Raw genomic sequence first — 23,069 nt, 5'->3', positions numbered from 1 at the left:
GCAGCGTGGACCTGCCGGGCGCGGGGCTCTGAGATCCACACGAGCGGCGGCGGCCCCGATGCCTGCTGGATCACGATCCCGGCCGCCAGTCCGACCCGTCGCCATCGGTGGCGCTGGCGTCCGCCATCGCCGCGGTATCGGGCATCACCCACTCCGAACCGAGGTCGTGGATCTTCTGCATGATCGTGGTCTGTTCGACCTCCATCGTGTTGACCTGGGACTTCATCGCGAGCACGGCCGTGCCGATGAGCGTGAGGGCCGTGCCGCAGGCAGCGCTCAACGCGGCGATGCCCACTGGTGTCCCCACGACGGAGCACGCACTCGCGATCGCACCGACCGCCCCGACCACGAACGCACCCAAGGCGATCCACATAGTGATCTGGAACGTTTCGATCGCGTTCGCCAGGTTGACGAGCGAACCGCGCAGTTGGTTGGCGATGTCCTTGATCGCGTTCAACCCGGCCGACTGGGCGGGCACCACGGAGTGGTAGGCACGGGCCGCGCGCCCTTCCCACTCGACGGTCGTCCGGAGCTCGTCGATCGCGACGGTGCCCGCGATGTCGCCCAGTGTGTTGCCGACTTGGGCCACCCACTGCTCACCCACCTGCTTGAGCCGGTCGGGGTCACCCCACTGCTCGATCAGGTGACCGACGTAATCCCAGAACTCCGCCACCTTCTCGGACAGCAGCCGCATGCCCTGCACGATGGGGTCGATCATGTACTCGAGCGGAGCCGGCACCCAGCTCAGGAGGCGGTCGACTTGGTCGAAGAACTCCTTGACGTTCTGCTGGGCGTCCTGCGACTTCTCCTCCACCTGCTGCACGAGCGGGTTCACCGCACGCCCCTCTCGTTGTGGATGCGGTCCATCGCCAACCGGTTGGCTTCTTCTTCGCTCTCGTAGGTGTTCGCGGCGGCGTGCAGGCTCGCGCCGAGGCCGCGGAACGCTTCGATCGCCTGGGTGAGCATGTCCTCCAACGCGAGGCGGGCGTCGTTGTAGACGCGGTCCAAGCCCCGGTCGGCCGCCCATTGGGACATCTCCGCGTCGGTGATCACGAGGTCACCGATCGTCGAACGGGGTCGGTCCAGGTTATCGGCGGCGGCGGTCCACAGAGAGGCGTCGGAGCGCATGGCTTCGAGCGCTACGGAGATGTCGGTCATGGCAGCAACCCCACTCGGCGCAGCAGTGTGTTCGGATCACTCACCAGCGCGGTGAGTTCGGCGATGGCAGGGCTCTGCGGCCCTCGTGTCAGGTCGGCGGGAGCGCTGCGGGCTCGGAGCGCCCGGAGCACCTCCACGAGTTCCTGCTCCAACTCGCTGTTGCGGGCTGTGTGGGCCCAGGCCGGGTCGACGGCTATGTCGACCACCTGCCCGCGCTGCGCGGCACCGCGCACGTGTCCTCCTCGGCTCTCCGCGGTCACCGGCCTGTCGACCACTTCTGCGACCTGCCGCTTGAAGCGCTCCAAATCGGCGGTGACCGCGTCCATGAGCCGCGTCACCTCTGCCAGAGTGATGCGCGAGCTGTCCTGCGGCGGGATTGGCGGTGCAGGTGGTTCTTCGGTGACCGGCCGCTCAACCTGCTTGGCCAGTGCCTGCATGGTTGCCGCGTTCATCGCGGACGTGACGACCGAGCCCAGAGCCCTGGGGTCGACGGCCTGCTTCCACTGCGATGCCAGCGTCACCGACAGGACGTCGGCCGAGTCGTCGACCGTCACGGTCACGACGCCGCCGGAATCGCTCCCCCTCAGGACGTCGGCCACGTCGGGAGCAGTTTCCTGCTTCCGACGTGGCCGACGGTCCTCTTCGTCGCCTTCTTCGAACCCGAACACGAATGTCTCGCCCACGTCGCCCCCTGCGATCCGTAGTCAATCGGCTCCGGACTGTAGCGGTGTGGCGGGTCGGGGCGCAGGCGAACCCGGGATTATGTGTTGGCAGGCACCTCGAAGCGCGTGCCCCGCTTCTGCCCCGTCTGCACGAGATCGCCCCGTTCGACCATCTGCTTGAGCAGGGCGCGGGTCGCGGTGGTCGGCAGGCCCGTGAGTTCGGCGGCCTGGGCGGTGGTCATCGGACCGTTGCGGGCGAAGTCCAACACCACTTGGAACTGCTCCGGGGTGAACGAGACGTCGACCTTGGTGCGGCGAGGTGCGGCGGACTGCGTAGCGCGACCACCGGCTTTACGCGGGAGCGGCGAGACGTCGACCCTGGCGGACGGCTGCCACGCCGCGAGGTCGGACTTCGCGATGTGCAGCTCGCTGAGCTGGTTGTCCAGGAACCCCTGGTAGACCACGTAAGGCGACTCGCCGATGGCCGGGTCGATGTCGCCGTGCCACTGCTTCACCCACGGCAGCACTTCGTGCAGGCCTGCGAGGAGTGGCAAGAGGCGGTCTCGCTCCCAGCCTTCCTCGTTCTGGCGGTGGCTGATGAGGACGGCAAGCGCGTGCGCCTGTTCCCGGTGGTTCCAGCCCGCCCAGCCCAGCAGCAGGCTCCCGTCACCGTCACGGGTGGCGGCGGGATAGGAGATGAAGCGCTCCTTGGGGACGTCGAGCTTGCCGCGGTGCCGCCAGTAGGAGTTGCGCAGGAAGTCGCCCGAGCCGTACTTCGGGGGGACGGGGATCGTGCCGAGCTTGTCGGCGACGGCCTTGCGCACTGCAGGGTCCGTGACTTCCTTGCCCAGTTCGGCGGCGATGGCATCCTCTTGGCGCTGGAGGTCCCAGACGTGTTCCCAGTCGGCGCGCTTACGGAGACCGGCGGGCTTGTAGCGGAGGACGGGGAGGAAGGGGACGTGCTCCTCGTCGATGAGGGCGGCGACGATGTCGGCGAGGTCGATGTCCTGGCTGCCCAGGGTGTCGGAGGCCCAGAAGCGGGCGACCTCGGTGAAGTCGTCGTCGTTGCGCATGAGGTCGGTCAGCTCGGACACCGAGCGCGTGGTCGGCTGCTCGACTCCGTAGGTGTCCTCGGCGTACCAGAGGTGACGGGCTTCGAGGCGGTCTTGGAGCCATTCACGCAGGGCGCGCTCTTGCTGCTTCTCCCACGGTTCGGTGGCCCAGCGGCGCTTGCACTCGGGACGCTCGATGAGTGCGAGGTCCCGGCGCTTTTCGATGAGCGCGACGCGGGCTTCCACTACGCGGTGGTAGTCCTCGGGCCAGTGGGCGGGCAGCTCGGTGATCGGCGTCGAGCCATGCCGCGCGAACCACTGCGTTTCGGTCTCGCCTGCAGCCACCTTGCGGGCAAGGATGATCTCGAAGGCCCGCTCGCCGAGCTTGAGAGGCGGGACCGTTGCCGGGTCGGGAATGACTACCTCGGCGGCTTCAGCGTCGGACAGCAAGCCGTAGCGCTGGTAGACATCCCAGTCCAACTCCTCCTGCTCGGCGATCATGCGAGCGCGGAGGTCAGTCCAGTCGGTATAGGCGTGGTCGAGGAGATCATGGCGTGGAACCTGAACATCAGCCACAGCCTTCGGCGACGACGCGGACAGCCGCTGCGCCAGGTCGTCCAAGCGTTCTGCCCGGCTGGATGTCATTCCCGAAGGGAGTGGGAACTGTTCTAGCCGTGTTCCGCTGAGTTCGAAGAACCTCTCCCATGCCGAACTTGTTATACCGCCACCTTCTCCGCGGTTTCCTTTGTCATGGCCGACCTGCTTGATCCAAAAACAAGCGGTAGATGAGTTGAGCGCGCCAAGAAGAGTCAAGTAGTCATCTGTGGTCGACTCCGGAGGTAGCTTGATGACGGGTGCCGATCGATTGAAGGCTTTGCCGCCCCTGTCCAAGGTGAAGTTGTTGTGTGTTGCCACGAACGCGAAAGTGATCGTTAGGGGAAGGTTGAAGTTTCCAGTGAAGAACATCGAGTATTCGAACCATGAGCGGCCATGTTCGATTTGACTCTTGCCGAAGGCGACGCGGGAACTCAATCTGCCGCGGTACGGCCATAGAAGTTCTATTATCGATGGGTGGTCGGCCGATTGCAAACCCTCTGTGTATGGCCATACCGAACCTGTTGGTTCGGTCAGGCGCCAGTCGCGTACTACATCGCCTTCTACGAGAGGGAGGCGATGGTGGGGTGGAATCCGGTGACGGCGGAGTGCGCCTGTGCCGACCATGTACACGTCGTCCTCGCGAGTCACGACGCCTGTTCCTACCCGTGCATTCGAATCAGAAAAGGTCGGACGCAGTGCAAGGAACTGCAACAGCGAATCGGCTCCGCCGCCACTCAGTGACCAGGGATGTTGGTGTAGTTGTGTGCGAGGGAAATCAGCGACACTGACCCATTCCGACTCGCTGCCTGGCTCATTAATCTGGTTGTTGATTGCTGTCCAGACCAGCCCGTTGGCCGGATTGACTGGCTGTGACGGTTCACCCTTGATGCCGAGTACTGCTCGCACGGCGTGACCCTCGTCTGGAGGGCGGCGACGGCCGACAAGAATGACAGTCGGGGTGCCATGGCCTGGAATGAAGGCCCCAGAGGTGTCGATAACGTGGGTCAGATCGATCGTTGGAAAGAACCTCTCGATAAGTTTGGTGCCAAACTCGCGCTTCATGAAACCGTTTGACGTAATCTGGCCGACAAAGCCTGCGCTGCGGCGGTCTTTGCCGCCGCGGCGTGATAGTTCGAAGAATCGTTGAGCGAACGGTACCGTCAGTTGGAACTGGCGGTGGCAGGCCGAGTAGAGCTTGCGGTATTCTTGGTTGAGTACTGCGTCTTTCGCCGAGATGTATGGTGGGTTGCCGACGACCACATGATAGGAACCTTCGTCGAGAAGGGTCGGGAAGTCTTCGACATCCTCTGCTGTGAGTTTGATCCCGACGAACTCATCCATTCCGTCGAGTGTTCCGCGCTTGTTAGCCAGCAGAGAATCGCCGATCGCGACAGTGACCGCCCAGCGCTGGCCTTCCGCCTGCTCGATGGTGCGCACACCCGCTACCCGCCACGCCGCGAGGGTGAGGCGGAAGCGGGCGATGGCGACTGCGTAAGGGTTCAGGTCCACGCCGTGGACGGAGTCGAGGGCTTTGCGGGCGATCTCCGTCTCGCTCAGGCTCGGGTTCTGCTCGCGCCAGGCGTCCGCGAGTCGGTGGAACGCGCCGAGCAGGAAGTGTCCCGACCCGCACGTCGGGTCGATCAGTCGGAAGCCTTCCAGGCCGAACTCTTCCAACGCCGGCGTCAGCGTGTAGTCGAGGATGAACTCCTCGACGAACTCGGGCGTCTGGAGCAGGGCGTACTTGTCCTTCGCCGCCTGAGACATGTCCTGGTAGAGGTCGCCGAGGAAGCGGGTGTTCCACGTGTCGTCGCGGAAGTCGTGGATCAGTGAGCCGTCCGGCCGGCGGGACCGCCAGAAGGTGATCAACGCCTTGGCGCCGTCGTGCGACATCGGGATGCGGTACGCCGGGTTGTGCTCCTGGTCGAACAGGGCCGCGCCGGCGTCGCTGCGTCGCAGAGAGTCGAAGCCCTGCTCGATCCAGTCCGCGTCGGTGGCGTGCGGCTGCCGGCGGAAGAAGGCGGTCTGCGCGTCCTCGGCCTCGGCGAGACGGTCGCCCGGTCCCGACAGCACGGGCAGGATCAGGCCGTTGTCCTCGGACCACCGCACGAACACCGTGCCCAACACCCATGCGACGGCCGACTGGGTGACCTGCTCGCCGAGGAACGTGCCGAACGTCGCCGAGGTAAGCGTGGCCTTGTGCAGGTCCTCCATCCGGCCTTTGACCTCGGGCAGCCGTTCGACCTGCTCACGCAGGTCCTCCTCAAGAGTGAGCACCTGCTTCTGCAGGTCAGCCAACAGTCGAGCGCGATCAAGGGAAGGCGACGTCACGAGGAGTCAGGGTAGGGGAGCGAGGTGGTCCGGGTGGCACAACCACCCCGCTCGCAACTCAGTCGTTCTTCAGCGATCGCACGAAGGCCCGGAACGAGTCCGCGCTCACGCTGAACTCACCCGCTTCCGGGCACTTCGAGTCACGCAAGCCCACTGCGTCCGTTCCGAGCGCCACCTCGATGCAGTTCACGTCACCCGCACTGTGGCTGCTCTTGCGCCACGGAGCCGTGCCGTTGACCTGGATCATCCCTGCTCCCTTCGGCGATGGATCGCATGAGATCTACCGAGCCTGCCGTATCAAGCGACACAGTCAGCATCCTGTCTGCGGTCTGCTGGTGGAAGTGCACCGCCGCTGGGTCGTCCAGGAACATGCCGGAGGTTCGCGACTCGACATAGGCCATGGTCGGAGAGTCTGCGAATGTCATGATCACGAACGAGCCGCTGAGACCAGGATGGGTCACGACGTCGCGCCGGATGATGTGCACGGCGATGCCCGGGCGCTCGGCGAGTTCGATGAGGTGCCGGATTTGCCGGGCCATCACGTCAGGGCCGCCGATCGGCTGGCGCAACGCCGCCTCGTTCATGATTAGGCGAAGCTTGGGTGGATGACGACGAGTCAGCAGTGCTTGCCGGGCCAGGCGGTTCGCCACGCGGGACTCGATCTCGCTCTCCGATTCGAGGAACTGGAGGGCGGAGATCACTGCGCGGGAGTAGTCGGCCGTCTGGGCCAGCCCTGGAACCAGAAGCGGTTCGAAGTTGATGATCTCCGACGCCCGCTGCTCGAAGTCCCAGTAGGTCCGGCTCTGCGCGGACAGGGGTGCGACGAGCAGACCATGACCGTTGCCGCCTCGTGCTTGGGACAGCAGGCGCTCGCGGATATCGCCCGTCACGCCGATGATCGCCAGGATCGACGCCACCTCTTCGCTCGTAGCTTCGCGCTTGCCGTTCTCCAGGCGGCTGATGGTGCTGATGGAGACTCCGAGCTGGTCGGCCACTTGTTGCAGCGTCATCCGCGCTGCCTTGCGGAGTCGCTCCAACTCGAACCCGATCCCCCTGGTAGCGACGCCAGACCGCTTTGGTGCCATCTCGAATCCCTTGCACAGGTAGCAAAAATGTCTCGCTCAGTCCACAGCAAAGCATCTCTGAACTGCAGAAACATCACTCGAACGGGCGGTCTTGCGCCCTTGTCCAAACCGAGCAAGGCTGAAATTCTCGCCGCATGAACACCGTTGAGGAAGATCGAGTGCTGCGGCGGCATCTGGCGGCCGTGCTGGTCGGGGTGCTCTACAACTCCGACCACAAGTCGTTGCAGATGGCTCGCGCGGAGACGCATCGGTTGGTCGGCGCCGTCACCACGTGCCTGGGCACGCACCCGCTCGACAAGACCGGTCGGTGCGCCGCGTGCGAGTCGTCGGAGTGCGTGTTGCGCAGCGATCTCCGGCTGGCTCTGATGCCGTTCGACGGCGTTGCGGAGGGGCACATCCTCGACGTCGTCGGTATCGAGCGGAAGAAGCGGTGACGCCCGAGAAGCCCGTCGAGGACATGACGGTGGCGGAACTCCTGACCAACCAGATCGATCAGGAGTCCGTCGAGTCCGATCAGCCAGTCAGGCCCAGCAACTCCGACACGGCGTGAACGAGCCGCTGGTGATCGGCAGGGCTCAGGGTGGACCACTCCCGGCCGTCGCTGGACGGCCTGCGGGTGAACTGCCACCGTCCTTCCGGGGTGTCGTAGAACGACACCGCGTACGGGCCGCGCTTCCGCGGTCCCGGCCGGCCGTGCAGGGTCGGGCGGACCGCCACGCCGAACTGGCCCATCCGCTGCACGTTACCGAGCACCGAGCCGATCTTCTGCGCGTCGGGCCGCGGCAGGCCCACGTCCCGCAGCGCATTCTCCAGGCGGGTGGCGGATTCACCGGCGGCAGCCGCCGCACGTTCCAGGTCCGCCGCGGGGAGGCTGATGGACCGTGATCGGGGTGCAGGGTGCGGAGGCAGCAGCGAGACCATCGACGCGGCGAGCGCGGTCTCGTCGATCCGGCTCAACGCCAGCGCGTCAGCGGTCAGGACAGCCGACACCGCGTGCCCACGTCGGGCCGCCGCGACCGCGCGGATCCGTGGGCCATCGTCCAGTCGCAGCCGGGCGTCGACCTCGCGTTCCGGGCGTGCCAGCAACTCCAGCGAACCGGCCAGGCGGGCGTCCAACTCGCCGCGCTCGGCCAGCCCCCGTGCCTCCATCGAGCGCCAGGCGTCGTTGAACAACGCGCGACGCTCGTCCATCGTCGCGCCGTGGGAGGGAATCGTCAGGATCGTCGGGTACTCGCCCAGCTTCAAGTGATCCCAGCACAGCTCGAACTCCAGCCGGGACAACGTGACTCTCACAGGCTGTCGTCCCCGATCACCGGCGGTGCGACCAACGGGCCGGAGTCGACGCCCCAGACGTCTTCGAGCTCTTCCAGGTAGGCCGCGGCCTTGTGCTCGATGTCGTCCTCGCCCTGGCCACCCTGCGGTGCGCCGCCCATGCCACCCATCATCGGGCTGCCCGCCGCACCCCTCGTTCCTGCCGCACCTGCTGCCGCGCGGTTCGCGTGAGCGTCACCCCCGACGCCGATGGAAGAGCCGGGGCCGAACGGCTGGCCGCCGTGACCAGGCTGGCCCGGAATGCCGGGCAGGCCTCCGAACCTGGGCGCGCCACCCGGCGAGTTGCCGCCGAATCCCTTGGGAACGCCCGGGCCGACGCCCTTGCCGGGAGGGTTGCCGCCGGGCGGGGTCCGCCGGTCGTAGAAGCCCGGGTTCGGCCTGATCATGCTGGGCGGCGGCACTGCGACAGGTGGTTGCGGTCCGGGGGTGTAGGGCGGGGGAGTGATCGGCGTGGGGCCGGGTCGGGGCGTGACGTCCGGCGTGGTGCCGACCGCGGAGGTGCTGGTGTCGCCGCCGATGGGCGCGACGGATGGCGGAGGGCTCACCGGCTGCTGCGTCTGCGACGGCATTCGGCTGGTGCCGGTGGAGGAGTTGCCGTTCCACTGGCCGTCCGAGAACTGCTGGGAGTACTGGCTCTGCGCCTCGGACTGCTGGAACGTCGGCTCGACGACCTGCGTCGTGACCTGGGGCGGCGGCACGAACGTGCCCAAACTGTGCAACGCAACGTTCGCGCCGTCGCGATAGCTGTTCATTACGTCGACCGCGTGGTTCTTGGCCTCTTGAGCCTGTTTCTCCTGAATGTCCTGGTCGGTCTGACCGCCGACGAGGTGCTTGAGGCCGGAGGGGATGCCGAAGAAGCTGTCGTTCGCGGTGGAGGTGACCTTTACCGGTTCTGGCATGACGTTCTTCGCGCCACCGTAGAGGGATGTCTGGACGGTGAAGGCGTCGTGCGTCTTGACGCCGGCGAGGCGGGCGTCTTCGGCCCACTGCACCAGCGGAGCCGTGCTGCCGGTGAACTGCTCACCCGCCGCGCCGACCCAGACTGCCCCCGCAGCCCGGATCGCCGACTCCAGCTCGCTCTTGGCGTTGCCCATCACCGCGCGGAAGCCGTTCCAAGCGTCGTTTACGGCATCGGCGGCCGAGTGACCCGGCCCACCATGGATCTTCTTGTAGAGCTGCTCGTGCGACTGCGCGTGGAAGTTGTGGTCACCAATGGCGCCCATCGAATCCCCCTCACTTCAACAAGTTCTGCATAGCCGCTTCCGCCAGTTGCCGCGCCCCGGCACACGGCTCGGGAAAGCGATCCTCGAAATTCGGCAGGACCGAGAACGCGACGGCGAGATACTGGCTCTCCGCAGTGTCGATCATGAGATCACATCGGTTAGGGCTACCTGGAACAGGTACCGTAATAGTCGGGAAGCCAGCCACCGGCTCAGCAGGCGCTGGCTGTCCGGTGCGTTTTCCGCCAGTCCAGGTCTCGATGCCCTCGTGAAGCACGGGAACCAAGATGTTGGACGCGCCTGTCACGGTCCAAGTACATCCAGTGGCCTTGAGTGCATCCACCTCCAGGGGGCGACCCGCGCGATCGATCTGCAAGCCCTCAAGCTGCGCTGCCGTGAGGAGGCTGCATGGTTCCCTGCCGTCCAACTTGATCGTTTGAGGGCGCGAGGAAGAGGCGGTCGTCGGTGTCGGGGTCGTCGGCTCGCTGGTTCCAGTCGTGTGCGGACTCGCTGTGCCGCCCGTGCTGCACGCTCCCACGAAGAGGAGCACACACATCACTGCTGCCAAGGAGATGCGCATCGCTCAGAAGCCCCTGTCCTGCTGCATATCACTTCTGTTCGTGTCCTCCACCAGGCGATATGTCGTTGCAGCCTGGTTGAGTTGGTCGATGTTCAGGCTGAGTTCGACCAGAAATTGCGTGGCTACGTCGATGGCGGTGACCGCGTTCTTTTCGAAGACTTTGGCTGCATCTTTGGACACGTCGTCCTCGCTCAACGCGCTGCCAGCCAGGTTGTATCCCTCAAGATCAACGAACGCTTGGACGGTGTCGCGGACCGCTTCGTAGCGGGCCTTGAGGGTCAAGATCTGGTCCGGTGCGACCTGCATGGTGACCGGGCCTGCCGATGGCGGAGCGCCTGCTCCGCCTCCGCCTCCGCCTCCGCCCCCGCCACCGCTCGCCGTGAACGGCATGTGTCTCCCCTTCGTGTGCGTCGATCACTGTCCGTACGTGAATAATCGCTGTCCGTGTTCAGGTTCCCGCACGCGAAGTCATCGAGCAGTGGAACCGGTGACTCGGCTCAGACTCAGCCCACGAGCGAGTGAAGTATCCCGGACGGCGGCCACGGAGAACGGGCGATGATCCATTCTTCCGGCGTGTTCACTCTGATGACGTAATCATTAATGCGAGGAACTGTCGTTTCGTCACCCATTGGGCACAACAACACCAATGCGTCAGGTCCCGTTGCTCCGCCCGTTTCCGCACCATAGCGGGCTCGTTTGGCGAGACGGTCCAACAGAGCCTGCCCGGCTGGGTATCGCCCGAGTGGGGTAAGGCCGTCCAACGCCAACACGGGCTGTCGCGCCCACTCCCGCTCCAGCGCTCCGCACGCCTGCTCCACCACCCGGTGCAGGTTCAGTTGGTCCCGGCTGCCGGGATCGGCGGCGTCGGCGCGTAGCACGCGGTCGAAGTCGGGGATTCGGTGCTCCCTGGCCACGTCGCGCAAAGCGGCCACGAACGCAGCCGTCACGTCCACCACCGGCACGCCCAGCGCGGCCTCCACCGCGGCCCGCGCCTGCGCCCAGCGCTTGCGCCGTACGGTGATGATCCGCACGCCGCCGCGTTGTGCCGCGTCCATCAAGCGGGCGTCCACGTCGCTGGCGGCGGTGCCGGAGACGATCGGGTGGTGGCTCAGCGACCCCGTCGAGGACGTCACCCGCGTCACGCCGGTCGTCTCGGGCGTGCGCGGGCGGTAGAGCTCGCCGTCCCAGGTCACCGGGAACCCGGCCTCGGTCAGCAGCTCTGCCAGTTCCCGGCCGGTCGGCAGGCGGTCGAGGCCGGGGAACCGGTTGTCCAGCCGCTGCTGCACGCCGTCGCCGGTCAAACCACCCTCCGGCATCCCCGCACCTGCCTGCGCCAAGCGCAGCGCACGGACCGGCGACAGGCTTCGCGGGTACAGCTCGAGCCGGAGGTTCGCCAGCACCGCGCCCGAACTGGCGGCAGCCAGCCTGACCAGGCGCTTCTCGTCGAACACCTCGCCGGTCCGCTCCGCGCGGGCCGCCAGCTCGCGCACCACGGCGGTCGGCGTCGGGAGTGGGTCCTGGGCGGCCAGCTCACCAGCCGTGTCCGCGAGTCGTGCGGCGAGGTCCAGCAGCGACTCGTCCGACGGCGTGTCCACCGGGTCTTCCGAGCCGACCTGTAACGCCAGCAGCACCCGCTCGTGGTGTCGACGCAGCGACAGTCGCGGTTCGTCGCGCTGCCAATCCACCTCGTACGCGGCCCGCAGGACGGCGTAGGCGTAGGCCATGCGCACCGGGTGGGATTCGACGCTCGAGCAGCCGTGCTGTGCCAGCAAGTGCTCTGCCAGCTCTTCGGCGGCCGCGACCCGCCGCAACGACACCAGGGCTTCGACCACCTCGTCGAGCACGGTGTCGAGCACGTCCAAGTCCGACCACGCCCGGCGGCGCGCGGACAGGACCTGGCTGATCCGCCCCTGTGTGAGGTTGGTGTCCTGGGCGACGACGACGCTCGTCGGCCACCGCGTCGCGGGCAGGACGCCGTTCTCGTCCGGCAAGCCGAGCAGCAGGCGGCTGATCGTGGCCTGCGTGTCATTGCGGCGCTTGGCCTTCGGCAGGAGCGCCGCGACGATCGCGTCCAGAGGCAGGCGCGAACCATCCACGTCGGACGGCAATGCCACGGTGGTGATCGCGCCCGGTTCGGTCACGAGCCTGGTCCGCCACGCGGCGATGCGGTCGAGCAGCTCGGTCCGCGTCTTGCGGCTCAAGCCCCGTGCCTTGCGCACCTCGTTGATCCGCAGGTCCAGTAGGTCGCCCACGGTGTCCGCGCCGAGCCGGTTCGCCACCGCGACCGCCCGCAGCGTCAGCCCGGCCGCGTTCAGCGCGGTGTCCAGGGTGGCCCGCTCTGCTGCCTCCTCGCGCAGTTCCTCAGGGTCGTCGGAACTGGAAGAGGACACCGAGGCCGGCGCGGTCTCGTCCAGCGCGATGAACACCCGCTGCCAAGCCTCGCGCATCTGGGTGGCGGAGCTGAACCGCTGGTCGGCGTCGCGGTGCAGGGCCTTGCCGAAGAACTCGCGTAGCGGCTCCCGCAACCCGGCCTCGAACAGTTCGGCCGCCAAAGTCACCGGCTCGGTGTGGTACCGGGGGTTCGTCCCGTCCTCGCCCCACGACGGCAGTTCCAGGCACGCCATCTCGTGCAGCGTCACCGCTGCCGCGTAGCGCTCTGCGTGCAGGTCGTAGACCGGGCGGCGGTCGCTGCCCAGGAACGGGTCGATGTACCCGCGCGTCCCGGCGTTCACGTCGTTGAGCGGGGCGCCGGCCAGCGAGAAGTCGAAGAGCACCAGACCCTGCCCGTACTTTGGGTGACTGCGCAGGCCCAGGTTGTCCGGCTTGATGTCGCGGTGCAGCACGCCCTTGCGCTCCAGGTAGCACAGGGCGTCGAGCAACTGGTCGCCCAACAGCTGGAGCTTGTCCGGGAGCAGCGCGCCCTCGTCGCGCAGGACGTGCGCCAACGACCGCTCACCCGCGTAGTCGATCTCGATCGCTTGCCTGCTGCCGAGCGGGAACAGGCTGCGCCTGCGCACCACGATGTGCTCGTGTCGCAGGTCCTCCAAGGCAGCGGCCTCGTCGGCGAGCCGGTCCACGGCGTCGGCCGACCGCGAGACCTTCAAGACCGTGTCGATGTTGTCGTGTTCGACGAGGAACGCCCGCGCGGTGGCGCCGGTGCCCAGGACGCGCTGCACCACGTAGTCGGAGTCGGCCAGCCGCTCGCCCGGCGCGGCGTCCCACGGGTCGACCCGGTCCCCGGAGGGCTCGCCGAGCCCTCCGGGGACCGCGGACAGCTCCTCCAGGAACTGCTCGACGTCGGCGAACCGGTCCCGGACCACCGGATCCGTGGCCAGCGCGATCACTGCGTCGAGGTCGTCAGGGATGCTGTCGTCCACCGCGCGGGGGTGCAAGCCGCCCTGACGAGCCAATTGGTCGAGCAGCTCGGAACGGGTTGCGGCGGGCGGCTGACCGGTCAGCACCAGGTAGGCGATCGCGCCGACGCCGAACACGTCGATCGCGACGGTGCCGTCCGGGTCGTCAGTGAAGTCCGGGGCCAAGTACGGGGCAGCGGCGGCCTCGACGTGGGCGACCGCACCCGAACTGGGGCGGAGCCGATGGACCGTGGAGGAGCCCGACAGGCCGCGTGCCGCCGCCTGCCACTCACCTACCTGCAGCTGCGGCTTCGTCCAGTCGCCGGCGGTCGGCAGGACGATCACCGCCCGCGGCGACAGCGCCCGGTGCACCAGCCGCCGCTCGTGCGCGTAGTGCACTGCCTCGGCGAGCTGGCGCACCATGTCCAGCCGCGTGGGCAGGTCCAGGTCGGCGTGGTGCTGGGCCATGTAGTGGTCGAGCCGCAGCGCCTCCCTGGGCTGCTCGATCAGCAGCGCGGGGCCCGCCTCGTGATCGACCAAGTCCACCGGGCCGAGTAAACCGGGGTGGCGGATGCCCTGGCAGGCTCGGAACTCGCGCTCCGCGGCGGCGCGGATGGAACGTTGCTTGTCCGAATCGCCTTCGCGTTCGTAGAGGTAGATCCGGACCCTGCGGTACTCACCGGGCATGTCCTCGCGCTGGGCGTGGTGGTCCTGCCAAGTAGGCCCCGCGTCGTACGGGCGGGGCTCGATCTGCCACGACCCGACGGTGATGCTGCGCCGGGTCGGGTGGATGCCCACCTGTTTGAGCAGCCGCGGCAGCGCGCGGACGAAGTCCGCACTCAGCGGCGTCCTGCTGATCGGGCCGGTGAGCAGGTCAGAGCCGATCTTGTCCAGCACCTTGCCGGTTTCGGGTCCATAGACGCCGTGGCGCTGTGAGTCGTCGAGTTTGACATCAAGCCCGGCCTCGGACAGGAACACCGCCGCCGACACGAACGGGATCGTGACCCGGTCCTGCCGCGCGGCCTGGACCAGCAGCGACTTCAGTTCCTTAGCCTTCTGGTCCGCCGACGGCAGGGGGTTGTCGAACGTGCGCGGGTGACGGCTGTTCGGGCGGTGCTGCACCCACGTGCCGTGCCGGTTCTCCAACCGGCCCTTCAAGCTCTTGATCTCGACCAGGTGCAGTCCGCTCGGTGTGGCGACCAGCAGATCCACCTCGCGGATGTGCCCGTGCGGCGATATGAACGTGAAGTTCGACCACGCCTCGTACGAGTGCCGGTCGGGCAGCAGTTCGCGCACCTGCCGCAGTGCCGCCCGCTCGTGCGTGAACGCGGACTGCGTGATCTCGTGCCACCTGCTCGACTGCTCGTCCACCCTGCACCCTTCGACTCGACGCCCCATCATCTCCGATCGCGCGCCCGGTGCGGGCGCGTTACCCCTCGGACCACCACGACGGAGTGAGCGTCATTCCTTGACCAGGACTTTCGCCTGGCGCGAGAGGTACTCGTTCACCTCGTCGGCGTCGAAGGCGGTCGGGTCGAAGTCGGCGGCGGAGTCCAGTTCCAGCCACTCCAGCCGTTCGGCGTGCTCCGGGTGTTCGGGGTCGGCCAGCACGTCGCAGAGGTGCGCGTAGCTCCAGATGCCGCCGCTGTCCTCCGGCGGTGCGGCGCGGCGGCCGGTGAGGCAGCGGGGGTAGGAGGCCCCAGGTTCGGCTTGGACGACGTCCTCCACCAGGATGTCGTGGTCCCACGCGTCACCGAAGTCGTACAGGTAGCCGATGCGGTCCTTGGGTGCTTTCGCCACGTCGGCCAGGGTCACGGTGGCGGCGTCGCCGTGGCCCAGTTCCGGGTCGGGCATCCCGTACTCGCCCTCTGCGGTGTCGAAGACCCACAGGTGGTAGTCCTCCCAGGCGAACGCGTCCTGGACGACCTGGTGCAGCCGCACGAGCGGCGTGGCGGACGGCACTTCCAAACGGCGCCAGATCGGCGGCTTCGAACCGCGCAAGGTGATCTTCAGGCGGTGCACGCTGGTGTCGAGGGCGGTCGGCGCGGCCTCCGGGAGCAACTCCAGCCGCTGCCGCAGCAGGGCGAGGTTGGACCGCACGTCCTCGACCTGGTCCGGTTCGACCGGGCACGGCTCGCGTGTCAACGCGTCCGCCACGATCGCGCGTGCCTGTTCGGGCGTGTACTCGCGGAACGGGAAGCCGAACTCGGCAGCCGCGTGGACGTACCCCTCCCGGATCGCCTTCGGCTGGTCGCTGACGAAGCAGTCCTTGAGGCCGCCGAGGTCGTGGTCGATCAGCAGGACGAAGGCGTGCGACTTGCGGCCGTACGAGAAGGTCAGCGCCAGCCCTTCCTGGGCGCCGCGCGGGTCCGCGTAGCCGAAGCACGCGCCGACGGTCGGCTTGCCCACCGTCCGCGTCCACCTCGGGTCCTTCAGCCCGGTCGCGACGAGGCGGTCGGCGGCCTGGGACGCGACCGGCCGCACGTCCGGCGGCGCGAGCACCGCGAACGACCGCGCCAGCGCGAGGGCTTCCGCCTCACCGGTGGCCTCGGCGTCGGCGATCATGGCGGCCACCATCTCCGGGAAGTCCTGCGGATCGGCGCTGTCGCGCATGACACCCAGGAACTCGGACGCGCACAGCTCGGCGTCCAACGGTCCGCAACCCTGCTCCAGCAGCGGCGTGAAGGCGTCGAGGAACGCCGTCGCGAGGTCGGCCACCGGCTGGACGAAGCCCGCCGTGGTCAGGCGCTCCAACGCGTCAGGCACGTCACTCGCGGCGTCGACCAGCCGCAACACCTGATCGGGGGCACCTTGATCCGCGAGCATCGCGCGGAGGTCGGACAAGGTCGGTTCGACGTCGTTCGGCACCCGCGTCATCGTGCCACTACCACGTGCCGGTAGTGGCTTCCCCCGTCAGCCACGCCACCGCACCTCGGTCGCCGGCGCGACGGGCGGTCGGAAAAGGGAACGCCGTAGCGAACGGCGCTGGGGGCGCGCAGCCGGGTGGTGACATCGGCCGGTGGTGTGAGAAGGGGCGGGCAGTTTGGTGTTCGGCGAACCAGGGTTGGTTTACTGGCCCGGTGACAGCGCGAGAGGGCGGGGTTTCGGGCTGGCGACGTGAACTCGTCGACGCGGTGGACCGGGTGCTCACCGGGCCGGTCAAGGGTGGGGACGGCGGTTGGCGGTCGCTCGGGCAGGCGAGTCGATTACCCGGCGACGAGCCGGGCTGGTGGACGCTGGACCTCCGCGCCGGTGACCGGCCGCCGTCGGCGGACAGCTTCGACCAGCTCTGCTTGGCGGACAAGGACGGACCCGACAACGGCACGTCCTTCCCGGTCGAGCGGGTCCAGGTCGCCGACGGCCTGGTCAAGATCAAGGTGGACGGCGCGCTGCCCGACGGCTGCGACCGGTGTGGACGATCCGCCTCACGCCCCGTCACCTGTGGCAGAAGCTCCGCGACGGAATCGCGGGTCTGGACGGTGTGCCCCTGGCGGATCGCCTGGCCGCCGGACGGCTCGACCCGCTGCCCCCTGGCACGAACGACTACCCGCCCGGTTTCCTCCCCGCCCAGCGGACCGCGTACCGGGCCTGCACCGAGCCAGGGCTGCACGCGGTGTGGGGTCCGCCCGGCACCGGCAAGACCCGTGTGCTGGCCCGGGCCATCGAAGACCTGGTCAGGCGGGGCCAACGAGTGCTACTGGTGTCCACGGCCAACATCGCCGTGGACAACGCGCTCAAAGAGGTCGTCAAGAACATCCCCACCGACCAAGGGCAGGTGATCCGGGTCGGTCCGCCTCACCTCCCGGAACTGGCGGCGGACGACCACGTGCAGCTGCAGCGACTCGCCGCCCGCACGACCGCCGAGGTCGACGCCGAACTGGCGGACGTGCGGGAACGCCTGGTCCAAGCGGATCAGGTCGACGCCAGGATTGCCTCTCTCGAGGCGGAACTCGCCGGATACGACCACGCCGCCTACCTCGACGCGGCCGAACGGATCGACCGCCGGACCGAGCTGGCGCGACTGGAGGCGGACCGTCCCGACCTCGTGAACCGGCACCTCGCCGCGGACGCGCAGCTGAACGCGCGGGTGCTCGAGATGGCGGAGGTGGACGGCGAACTCCGACTGGTGGAGCCGCAGCGCCGGATGATCGAGCAGGCCGTCGGGCTCGCCGCGTCGCTGAGGTCCGAGGAGGACGAGCTGCGGCGGCTGCGTGAACGGGCGGAGAGCGCGGCGGTCGAGGCCGCGACCACACGCGGACCGTTCGCGCGGCGGAGGGCCAACAAGAACGCGGTGCAGTGGGCGGAGAGGGCGGCGGACGCGGAACACCGGTTCGCCGTACGGCGGAGCTCGGTCGAGGCCGAGCTGAACCGCCTCCGCGCGACGGTCCACGTCACGCCCGCGGACCTGGAGGCGCTCGACAGGCGCAGGGCGGGAACGCAGGCCGCGGTCGTGACCGCACGATCCGCCCTCGACGGCGTGCGGACGGCACTCGACGCGCTGGATGGCCGGTGCGCGTGGTTGCGAGGTCTCGGCATCGCCGACCACCGCGATGACGAAATCGTGTCGACCGCCCGCCGGGGAAGCCTCCCCGCCCGGCACGAGGAACGCGCTCGACTCCACGACTTCCAGCGGTCCCTCGGACGTGACCGACCGCAGTGGGAGAACCGCCTGCGAGAGCTGACCAAGAAGATCACCAAGCTCCGACGGGACGCCGAGGGCGAGATCGTGGCCGGAGCACGAGTGGTCGCGACGACCCTGGCACGGTCGCGGGCCCACCCCGCCGTGGCACGGGAGAAGTTCGACGTCGTCCTGGTCGACGAGGCGGGCGCGGCGTTGCTCGCCGAGGTGTTGCTCGCGGTGGGGCGTGCGACGCGAACCGCCGTGCTGCTCGGCGACTTCCTCCAGCTCGGCCCGGTGACCGGTGACGTCGACAGGGTCGACCACGCCGGGGTCCGCAAGTGGGTGAAGCCCGACGTCTTCACGCACTGCGGCATCCTCGCCCCGGCGGACGTCACGGCGAATCCCGGTGCGGTGGCGTTGCTGCACCAGTTCCGGTTCGGGTCGAACCTGCGCGAGCTCGCCAACGAGGTCATCTACGGCGTGCTGCGGGACGGCGCGGTCAAGCCCGACACCGAGATCGTCCTGGTCGACGTGAGCAAGCTGCCGGACCTCAGCGTCATCCACCGGTCGTCGACGTACGCCGGGTGGTGGCCGGTCGGGGCGCTCCTGGCACGCGCACTCGCCCAGCACCACGTCACCGACGGCGACGTCGGTGTGGTGACCACGTACAAGCAGCAGGCCGAAGCGACGCTCGCCGCGCTGCGCGACGTCGGCCCCGACGTCGTGGTCCCCGTCGGCACCGCCCACTCGTTCCAGGGGCGTGAGTTCGACACCGTCGTGTTCGACCTCGTGGAGGACGGTCAGGGCTGGATCAGCAAGGCCAGGTCGGACAGGGGCGACTTCGAGTACAGCGCGGTCCGGTTGTTCGGCGTGGGGATCACCAGAGCACGGCATCGCCTGTACCTGATCGTCAACTCGCGGCAAGCCGTGAAGGGCGCGGTGGGAACAGTCCGCTCGGCGCGGTGGGGCGGTTGGCGAAGGCGGGCCGCATCCAGTGGGTCCGTGCGGGCGCCCTGCTCGGCTTGGAGGACGAGCACGAGTACAAGCCGGTGTCTTCGGTGGAGGCCGAGTTGCACGACGTGCTGCGCGGTCTCGTCGAGGTCACCGACATCGAGGACGAGTTCGCGTTCAAGGAGACCCTGGCGAAGCACCTGGCCAAGGCCAAGCGCAGCGTGTGGATGTGGTCGCCGTGGGTCGGGAAGCACGGCAAGCGGTTCATGCCGCTCATCGCGGACGCCGTGGCACGCGGCGTCGACGTGCGGGTGTTCACCCGGAACGACACGGACTTCATCCAGAGCAAGGACACCAACCAGGAGTGGCTCCAAGCGCTCAAGGACACCGGCGCGCGCATCATCCGCGCCCGACTTGAGCACAAGAAGATCGTGGTCATCGACCAGCAGGTGGTGCTGATCGGCAGCCTCAACGCGCTGTCCCACGGGAACTCGCGCGAGGTGATGCTCACCTGCCGGGGTTCGACGTTCGCGAAACGCCTGCTGGCCGATCTGGGCGCCGACGGGTTCGCCGACCCGCCTGCCTGCACCCGGTGCGGGGCGGAGATGGAGCTGCACCGGTCGGCCGACCGCAAGCGGGGCACGCCGTACTTCTGGCGCTGCCCGAGGTGTCGGCACGAGCTCTTGGTGTAGGGCCGCGACAGCACCGCGCCCCGGCTGCGAGAGCAACCGGGGCGCAGGGGACTGGGGGTTCTAGGCAGGCACGGAGGCGACGCCGGGCGCCAGGAAGCGCTTGCCCGTCACCTTCTCCGAGATGCCCGAACGGTCCAGGTAGGGGGTGATGCCGCCCAGCCAGAACGGCCAGCCGGCGCCCAGGATCATGCACAGGTCGATGTCCTGCGCCTCCGCCACCACGCCCTCGTCGAGCATGATCCGGATCTCCTCGGCCAACGCCTCCAGCGCACGCGCGAAGACCTCGTCACCGGTCAGCGGCTTGTCACCGAACGCCCACAAGGCCTGCACCTCGGGGTCGACGCTCTGCTTGCCCGCCGAATCCCACTGGTACACGGCGGTCTTGCCGGCCTTCACGAACGCCTTCATGTTCTCCGACACGCCGAAGCGGTCGGGGAAGGCGGCGTTCATCGTCTCCGCCACGTGCAGCGCGACGGCGGGGCCGACGAGCTGCAGCAGGATCAGCGGCGACATCGGCAGGCCCAGCGGCTCGGTGGCCTTGTCCGCCACCTCGAACGGCGTGCCCTCGTCGATCGACTTCACGACCTCGCCCATGAACCGGGTCAGCAGCCGGTTCACCACGAACGCCGGGGCGTCCTTCACCAGCACGGACGACTTCTTCAGCTGCTTGCCCACCGCGAACGCGGTCGCGAGCGTCGCGTCGTCGGTCTGCCCGGCGCGCACGATCTCCAGCAGCGGCATGATCGCGACCGGGTTGAAGAAGTGGAAGCCCACGACCCGCTCGGGGTGCTTGAGGCCCGACGCCATCTCGGTGATCGACAGCGACGACGTGTTGGTCGCCAGCACGGCCTCCGCCGAGACGTGCTCCTCGACCTCGGCGAACACCTTCTGCTTCACGCCCAGGTCCTCGAACACGGCCTCGATGACGAAGTCCGCGTCCGCGAACGCGGCCTTGTCCAGCGAACCGCTCACCAGCGCCTTGAGCCGGTTCGCCTTGTCCGCCGACACGCGCTTCTTGCCGAGCAGCTTGTCGATCTCGCCGTGCACGTACCCGACGCCCTTGTCCACCCGCGCCTGGTCGATGTCGGTGAGCACCACCGGCACCTCCAGCCGCCGCGCGAACAGCAGCGCCATCTGCGACGCCATCAGGCCCGCACCGACGATGCCGACCTTGGTGACCTTGCGCGCCAACGACTTGTCCGGCGCGCCGGCCGGCCGCTTGGCCCGCTTCTGCACCAGGTTGAACGAGTACAGCCCGGCCCGCAGCTCGTCGCTCATCACGACGTCCGCCAGCGCCTCGGTCTCCGCCGCGTAGCCCGCGTCCAGATCGTTGGCACGGGCCAGTTCCAGCAGCTCCAACGCCTTCAGCGCACCCGGCGCCGCGCCCTTGGTCTTGCCGTCGACGATCGCGCGAGCCCGCGCCACGGCCGCGTCCCAGCCCTCACCGCGGTCGATCTCACGGCGAGCGGGCACGACGTCGCCGCGCACCACGGAAGCCAGCCACAGCAGCGACTGCTCCAGGTAGTCCGCCGAGTCGAACAGCACGTCCGCGATGCCCAGGTCGAGCGCCTGCTTCGGGTTGAGCATCTTGTTCTGGTTCAACGCGTTCTCGAAGATCACGGTGACCGCGTCGTTCGCGCCGATCAGGTTCGGCAGCAGCTGCGTGCCGCCCCAGCCCGGGAACAGGCCGAGGAACACCTCGGGCAGCGCGATGGCCGCCGCGTTGGACGCCAGCGTCCGGTAGTGGCACGACAGCGCCAGCTCCAGGCCGCCGCCCATCACCGCGCCGTTGACGAACGCGAAGGTCGGCACGGACGACTCGGTGAACTTGCGGAACACGTCGTGGCCCAGCTGACCGATCGTCACGGCCTGCGAGCGCTCGGAGGCGCCCTCGACGGCCGTCAGGTCCGCGCCCACGGCGAAGACGAACGGCTTGCCGGTGACCGCGATCGCGACCGGCGACGCCGCCGCGGCCTCGTCGAACGCCTGGCTCAGGCTCACCAGCGACTGCGGGCCGAACGTGGACGGCCGGGTGTGGTCGTGGCCGTTGTCGATGGTGATGACGGCGACCTGGCCGTCCAGCCCGGGCACGGACACGAGCCGGGTGCGGGCGTGGGTCACGACCTCGTCGGGGAACAGGGCCTTGGCCTCGTCGGCGGTCAACGTGGTCACTTCGACTCTCCGTTCCAGTGCGGGTTCTCCCAGATGACGGTCCCGCCCATGCCGATGCCGATGCACATGGTGGTGATGCCGTAGCGCACGTCGGGGCGCTCGGCGAACTGCCGCGACAGCTGGGTCATCAGGCGCACGCCCGAGGACGCCAGCGGGTGGCCGGTGGCGATCGCGCCGCCCCACTGGTTGACCCGCGGGTCGTCGTCGGCGATGCCGAAGTGGTCGAGGAAGGCGAGCACCTGCACGGCGAACGCCTCGTTGATCTCGAACAGGCCGATGTCCTCGATGGACAGGCCCGCCCGCTTCAACGCCTTCTCGGTGGCCGGCACCGGGCCGACGCCCATGACCTCGGGCTCGACGCCCATGAACGAGTAGCCGACCAGGCGCATGCCGACCGGCAGGCCGAGCTCGCGCGCGGTCTCCTCCTCGGCCAGGATGCAGCCGGTCGCGCCGTCGTTCAGGCCGGCCGCGTTGCCCGCGGTGACCCGGCCGTGCGGGCGGAACGGCGTCTTCAGCTTGGCCAGGTCCTCGACCGTGGTGCCGGGACGGGGCGGCTCGTCGGCGGTGGCCAGGCCCCAGCCGTGCTCGGCGGACCGGGTCGCGACCGGCACCAGCTCCGGGCCGATCTTGCCGTTCTTCACCGCGTCGGCGTACTTGGCCTGCGAGGCCGCCGCGAACGCGTCCGTGCGCTCCTTGGTGATGGCCGGGAACCGGTCGTGCAGGTTCTCCGCCGTCGAGCCCATGACGAGCGCGGACGGGTCGACGATCTTGTCGGACAGGAACCGCGGGTTGGGGTCGACGCCCTCGCCCATCGGGTGGCGGCCCATGTGCTCCACGCCGCCCGCGATCACGACGTCGTACGCGCCGAACGCGATGCCGCTGGCCGACGTCGTCACCGCCGTCATCGCGCCCGCGCACATGCGGTCGATGGCGTAGCCGGGCACCGACTTGGGCAGGCCCGCGAGCAGCGCGGCGGTGCGGCCGATGGTCAGGCCCTGGTCGCCGATCTGCGTGGTGGCGGCGATGGCCACCTCGTCGACCCGCTCCGGCGGCAGCCCGGGGTGGCGGCGCAGCAGCTCGCGGATCACCTTGACGACCAGGTCGTCGGCACGGGTCTCCGCGAAGATTCCCTTGGGGCCGGCCTTGCCGAACGGCGTGCGCACGCCGTCCACGAAGACCACGTTCCGAACGCGTGCCGGCGCTTCTGGTGCGGCCACGGCGTCTCCTCCGCTTGTGGTGACGATTCGCCCGAGCGGTCGGGCGCGA

General features: G+C 68.5%; 16 protein-coding genes and 1 pseudogene. 3 read left to right on the top strand and 14 right to left on the bottom strand.

Features of this window, described 5'->3' with window-relative positions; translation table 11 throughout:
- Positions 1 to 70 precede the first annotated feature (70 nt).
- The 6 genes from AB0I91_RS08500 to AB0I91_RS08475 all read right to left on the bottom strand — a co-directional run bounded on the left by AB0I91_RS08500 (position 71) and on the right by AB0I91_RS08475 (position 6,882).
- Entirely contained in the window at positions 71 to 835 is a 765-nt protein-coding gene (locus AB0I91_RS08500; protein ID WP_499636099.1) for a hypothetical protein, read from the bottom strand.
- Entirely contained in the window at positions 832 to 1,158 is a 327-nt protein-coding gene (locus AB0I91_RS08495) for a hypothetical protein (protein ID WP_499636097.1), read from the bottom strand. Before AB0I91_RS08495 ends, AB0I91_RS08500 begins: the two co-directional genes overlap by 4 nt.
- Complete coding sequence (locus tag AB0I91_RS08490; RefSeq protein WP_499636095.1) at positions 1,155 to 1,841, bottom strand: hypothetical protein; 687 nt, start codon at positions 1,839 to 1,841, stop codon at positions 1,155 to 1,157. The genes AB0I91_RS08495 and AB0I91_RS08490 overlap by 4 nt, the downstream gene beginning before the upstream one ends.
- Before the next feature lie 77 nt (positions 1,842 to 1,918).
- A complete protein-coding gene (gene pglX / locus AB0I91_RS08485) occupies positions 1,919 to 5,797 on the bottom strand; it encodes a BREX-2 system adenine-specific DNA-methyltransferase PglX (RefSeq protein ID WP_499636093.1) in 3,879 nt (1,292 codons plus the stop codon).
- 58 nt (positions 5,798 to 5,855) lie between these two features.
- Positions 5,856 to 6,044, bottom strand: coding sequence for a DUF397 domain-containing protein (locus AB0I91_RS08480; RefSeq protein WP_499636090.1), 189 nt, complete (start codon positions 6,042 to 6,044; stop codon positions 5,856 to 5,858).
- Positions 5,989 to 6,882 (bottom strand): helix-turn-helix domain-containing protein, encoded by an 894-nt coding sequence (locus tag AB0I91_RS08475; RefSeq protein WP_499636088.1) that lies wholly within the window; start codon positions 6,880 to 6,882, stop codon positions 5,989 to 5,991. The genes AB0I91_RS08480 and AB0I91_RS08475 overlap by 56 nt, the downstream gene beginning before the upstream one ends.
- A 134-nt stretch (positions 6,883 to 7,016) precedes the next feature.
- On the opposite strand from AB0I91_RS08475, the gene AB0I91_RS08470 reads away from it, so the two are divergent.
- Positions 7,017 to 7,316 (top strand): hypothetical protein, encoded by a 300-nt coding sequence (locus tag AB0I91_RS08470; protein ID WP_499636085.1) that lies wholly within the window; start codon positions 7,017 to 7,019, stop codon positions 7,314 to 7,316.
- A 79-nt stretch (positions 7,317 to 7,395) separates the two neighbouring features.
- Here AB0I91_RS08470 and AB0I91_RS08465 read toward each other — a convergent pair whose 3' ends face one another.
- The 6 genes from AB0I91_RS08465 to AB0I91_RS08440 all read right to left on the bottom strand — a co-directional run bounded on the left by AB0I91_RS08465 (position 7,396) and on the right by AB0I91_RS08440 (position 16,235).
- On the bottom strand, positions 7,396 to 8,175 hold the full coding sequence (locus tag AB0I91_RS08465) for an ESX secretion-associated protein EspG (RefSeq protein WP_499636082.1): 780 nt from the start codon (positions 8,173 to 8,175) through the stop codon (positions 7,396 to 7,398).
- Positions 8,172 to 9,437 (bottom strand): PPE domain-containing protein, encoded by a 1,266-nt coding sequence (locus AB0I91_RS08460; RefSeq protein WP_499636079.1) that lies wholly within the window; start codon positions 9,435 to 9,437, stop codon positions 8,172 to 8,174. The genes AB0I91_RS08465 and AB0I91_RS08460 overlap by 4 nt, the downstream gene beginning before the upstream one ends.
- A 10-nt stretch (positions 9,438 to 9,447) precedes the next feature.
- A complete protein-coding gene (locus AB0I91_RS08455; protein WP_499636151.1) occupies positions 9,448 to 9,990 on the bottom strand; it encodes a DUF3558 domain-containing protein in 543 nt (180 codons plus the stop codon).
- A gap of 27 nt (positions 9,991 to 10,017) precedes the next feature.
- The gene (locus tag AB0I91_RS08450) at positions 10,018 to 10,404 is read right to left on the bottom strand and encodes a PE domain-containing protein (protein WP_499636076.1); all 387 of its coding nucleotides are present in this window, start codon (positions 10,402 to 10,404) and stop codon (positions 10,018 to 10,020) included.
- Positions 10,405 to 10,517: 113 nt separating this feature from the next.
- The gene (pglW, locus tag AB0I91_RS08445; protein ID WP_499636073.1) at positions 10,518 to 14,738 is read right to left on the bottom strand and encodes a BREX system serine/threonine kinase PglW; all 4,221 of its coding nucleotides are present in this window, start codon (positions 14,736 to 14,738) and stop codon (positions 10,518 to 10,520) included.
- Positions 14,739 to 14,828: 90 nt separating this feature from the next.
- Positions 14,829 to 16,235: a plasmid pRiA4b ORF-3 family protein gene (locus AB0I91_RS08440; RefSeq protein ID WP_499636071.1), complete on the bottom strand. Its 1,407-nt coding sequence runs from the start codon at positions 16,233 to 16,235 to the stop codon at positions 14,829 to 14,831.
- Positions 16,236 to 16,776: 541 nt separating this feature from the next.
- Between AB0I91_RS08440 and AB0I91_RS08435 the strand changes: the two are divergent.
- Together AB0I91_RS08435 and AB0I91_RS08430 are read left to right on the top strand one after the other, a co-directional pair.
- Positions 16,777 to 18,846: pseudogene (locus tag AB0I91_RS08435) on the top strand (AAA domain-containing protein); the annotation flags it as partial.
- A 104-nt stretch (positions 18,847 to 18,950) separates the two neighbouring features.
- Positions 18,951 to 19,631 carry a phospholipase D-like domain-containing protein gene (locus AB0I91_RS08430; RefSeq protein WP_499636069.1) on the top strand — a complete coding sequence of 227 codons (681 nt, stop codon included), beginning with the start codon at positions 18,951 to 18,953 and terminating at the stop codon, positions 19,629 to 19,631.
- Between the two features lie 60 nt (positions 19,632 to 19,691).
- Here the strand turns inward: AB0I91_RS08430 and AB0I91_RS08425 are convergent, their stop codons facing one another.
- Both AB0I91_RS08425 and AB0I91_RS08420 read right to left on the bottom strand, forming a co-directional pair.
- Positions 19,692 to 21,803: a 3-hydroxyacyl-CoA dehydrogenase NAD-binding domain-containing protein gene (locus tag AB0I91_RS08425; protein ID WP_499636066.1), complete on the bottom strand. Its 2,112-nt coding sequence runs from the start codon at positions 21,801 to 21,803 to the stop codon at positions 19,692 to 19,694.
- Complete coding sequence (locus AB0I91_RS08420) at positions 21,800 to 23,020, bottom strand: thiolase family protein (RefSeq protein ID WP_498782771.1); 1,221 nt, start codon at positions 23,018 to 23,020, stop codon at positions 21,800 to 21,802. Before AB0I91_RS08420 ends, AB0I91_RS08425 begins: the two co-directional genes overlap by 4 nt.
- Positions 23,021 to 23,069: the final 49 nt, after the last annotated feature.

It is taken from the genome of Actinosynnema sp. NPDC049800 (assembly GCF_040656635.1).
Classification (GTDB): Bacteria; Actinomycetota; Actinomycetes; order Mycobacteriales; family Pseudonocardiaceae; genus Actinosynnema.
Note: the sequence above shows the minus strand (reverse complement) of the source record. Positions and strands in the feature narration are given on the sequence as shown.

Excerpts from the sequence above, each read along its gene's own strand:
- AB0I91_RS08455 (WP_499636151.1), bottom strand. The coding sequence starts at position 9,990 with ATGTGTGTGCTCCTCTTCGTGGGAGCGTGCAGCACGGGCGGCACAGCG.
- AB0I91_RS08460 (WP_499636079.1), bottom strand. The coding sequence starts at position 9,437 with ATGGGCGCCATTGGTGACCACAACTTCCACGCGCAGTCGCACGAGCAG.
- AB0I91_RS08475 (WP_499636088.1), bottom strand. The coding sequence starts at position 6,882 with ATGGCACCAAAGCGGTCTGGCGTCGCTACCAGGGGGATCGGGTTCGAG.
- AB0I91_RS08450 (WP_499636076.1), bottom strand. The coding sequence starts at position 10,404 with ATGCCGTTCACGGCGAGCGGTGGCGGGGGCGGAGGCGGAGGCGGAGGC.
- AB0I91_RS08495 (WP_499636097.1), bottom strand. The coding sequence starts at position 1,158 with ATGACCGACATCTCCGTAGCGCTCGAAGCCATGCGCTCCGACGCCTCT.
- AB0I91_RS08480 (WP_499636090.1), bottom strand. The coding sequence starts at position 6,044 with ATGATCCAGGTCAACGGCACGGCTCCGTGGCGCAAGAGCAGCCACAGT.
- AB0I91_RS08470 (WP_499636085.1), top strand. The coding sequence starts at position 7,017 with ATGAACACCGTTGAGGAAGATCGAGTGCTGCGGCGGCATCTGGCGGCC.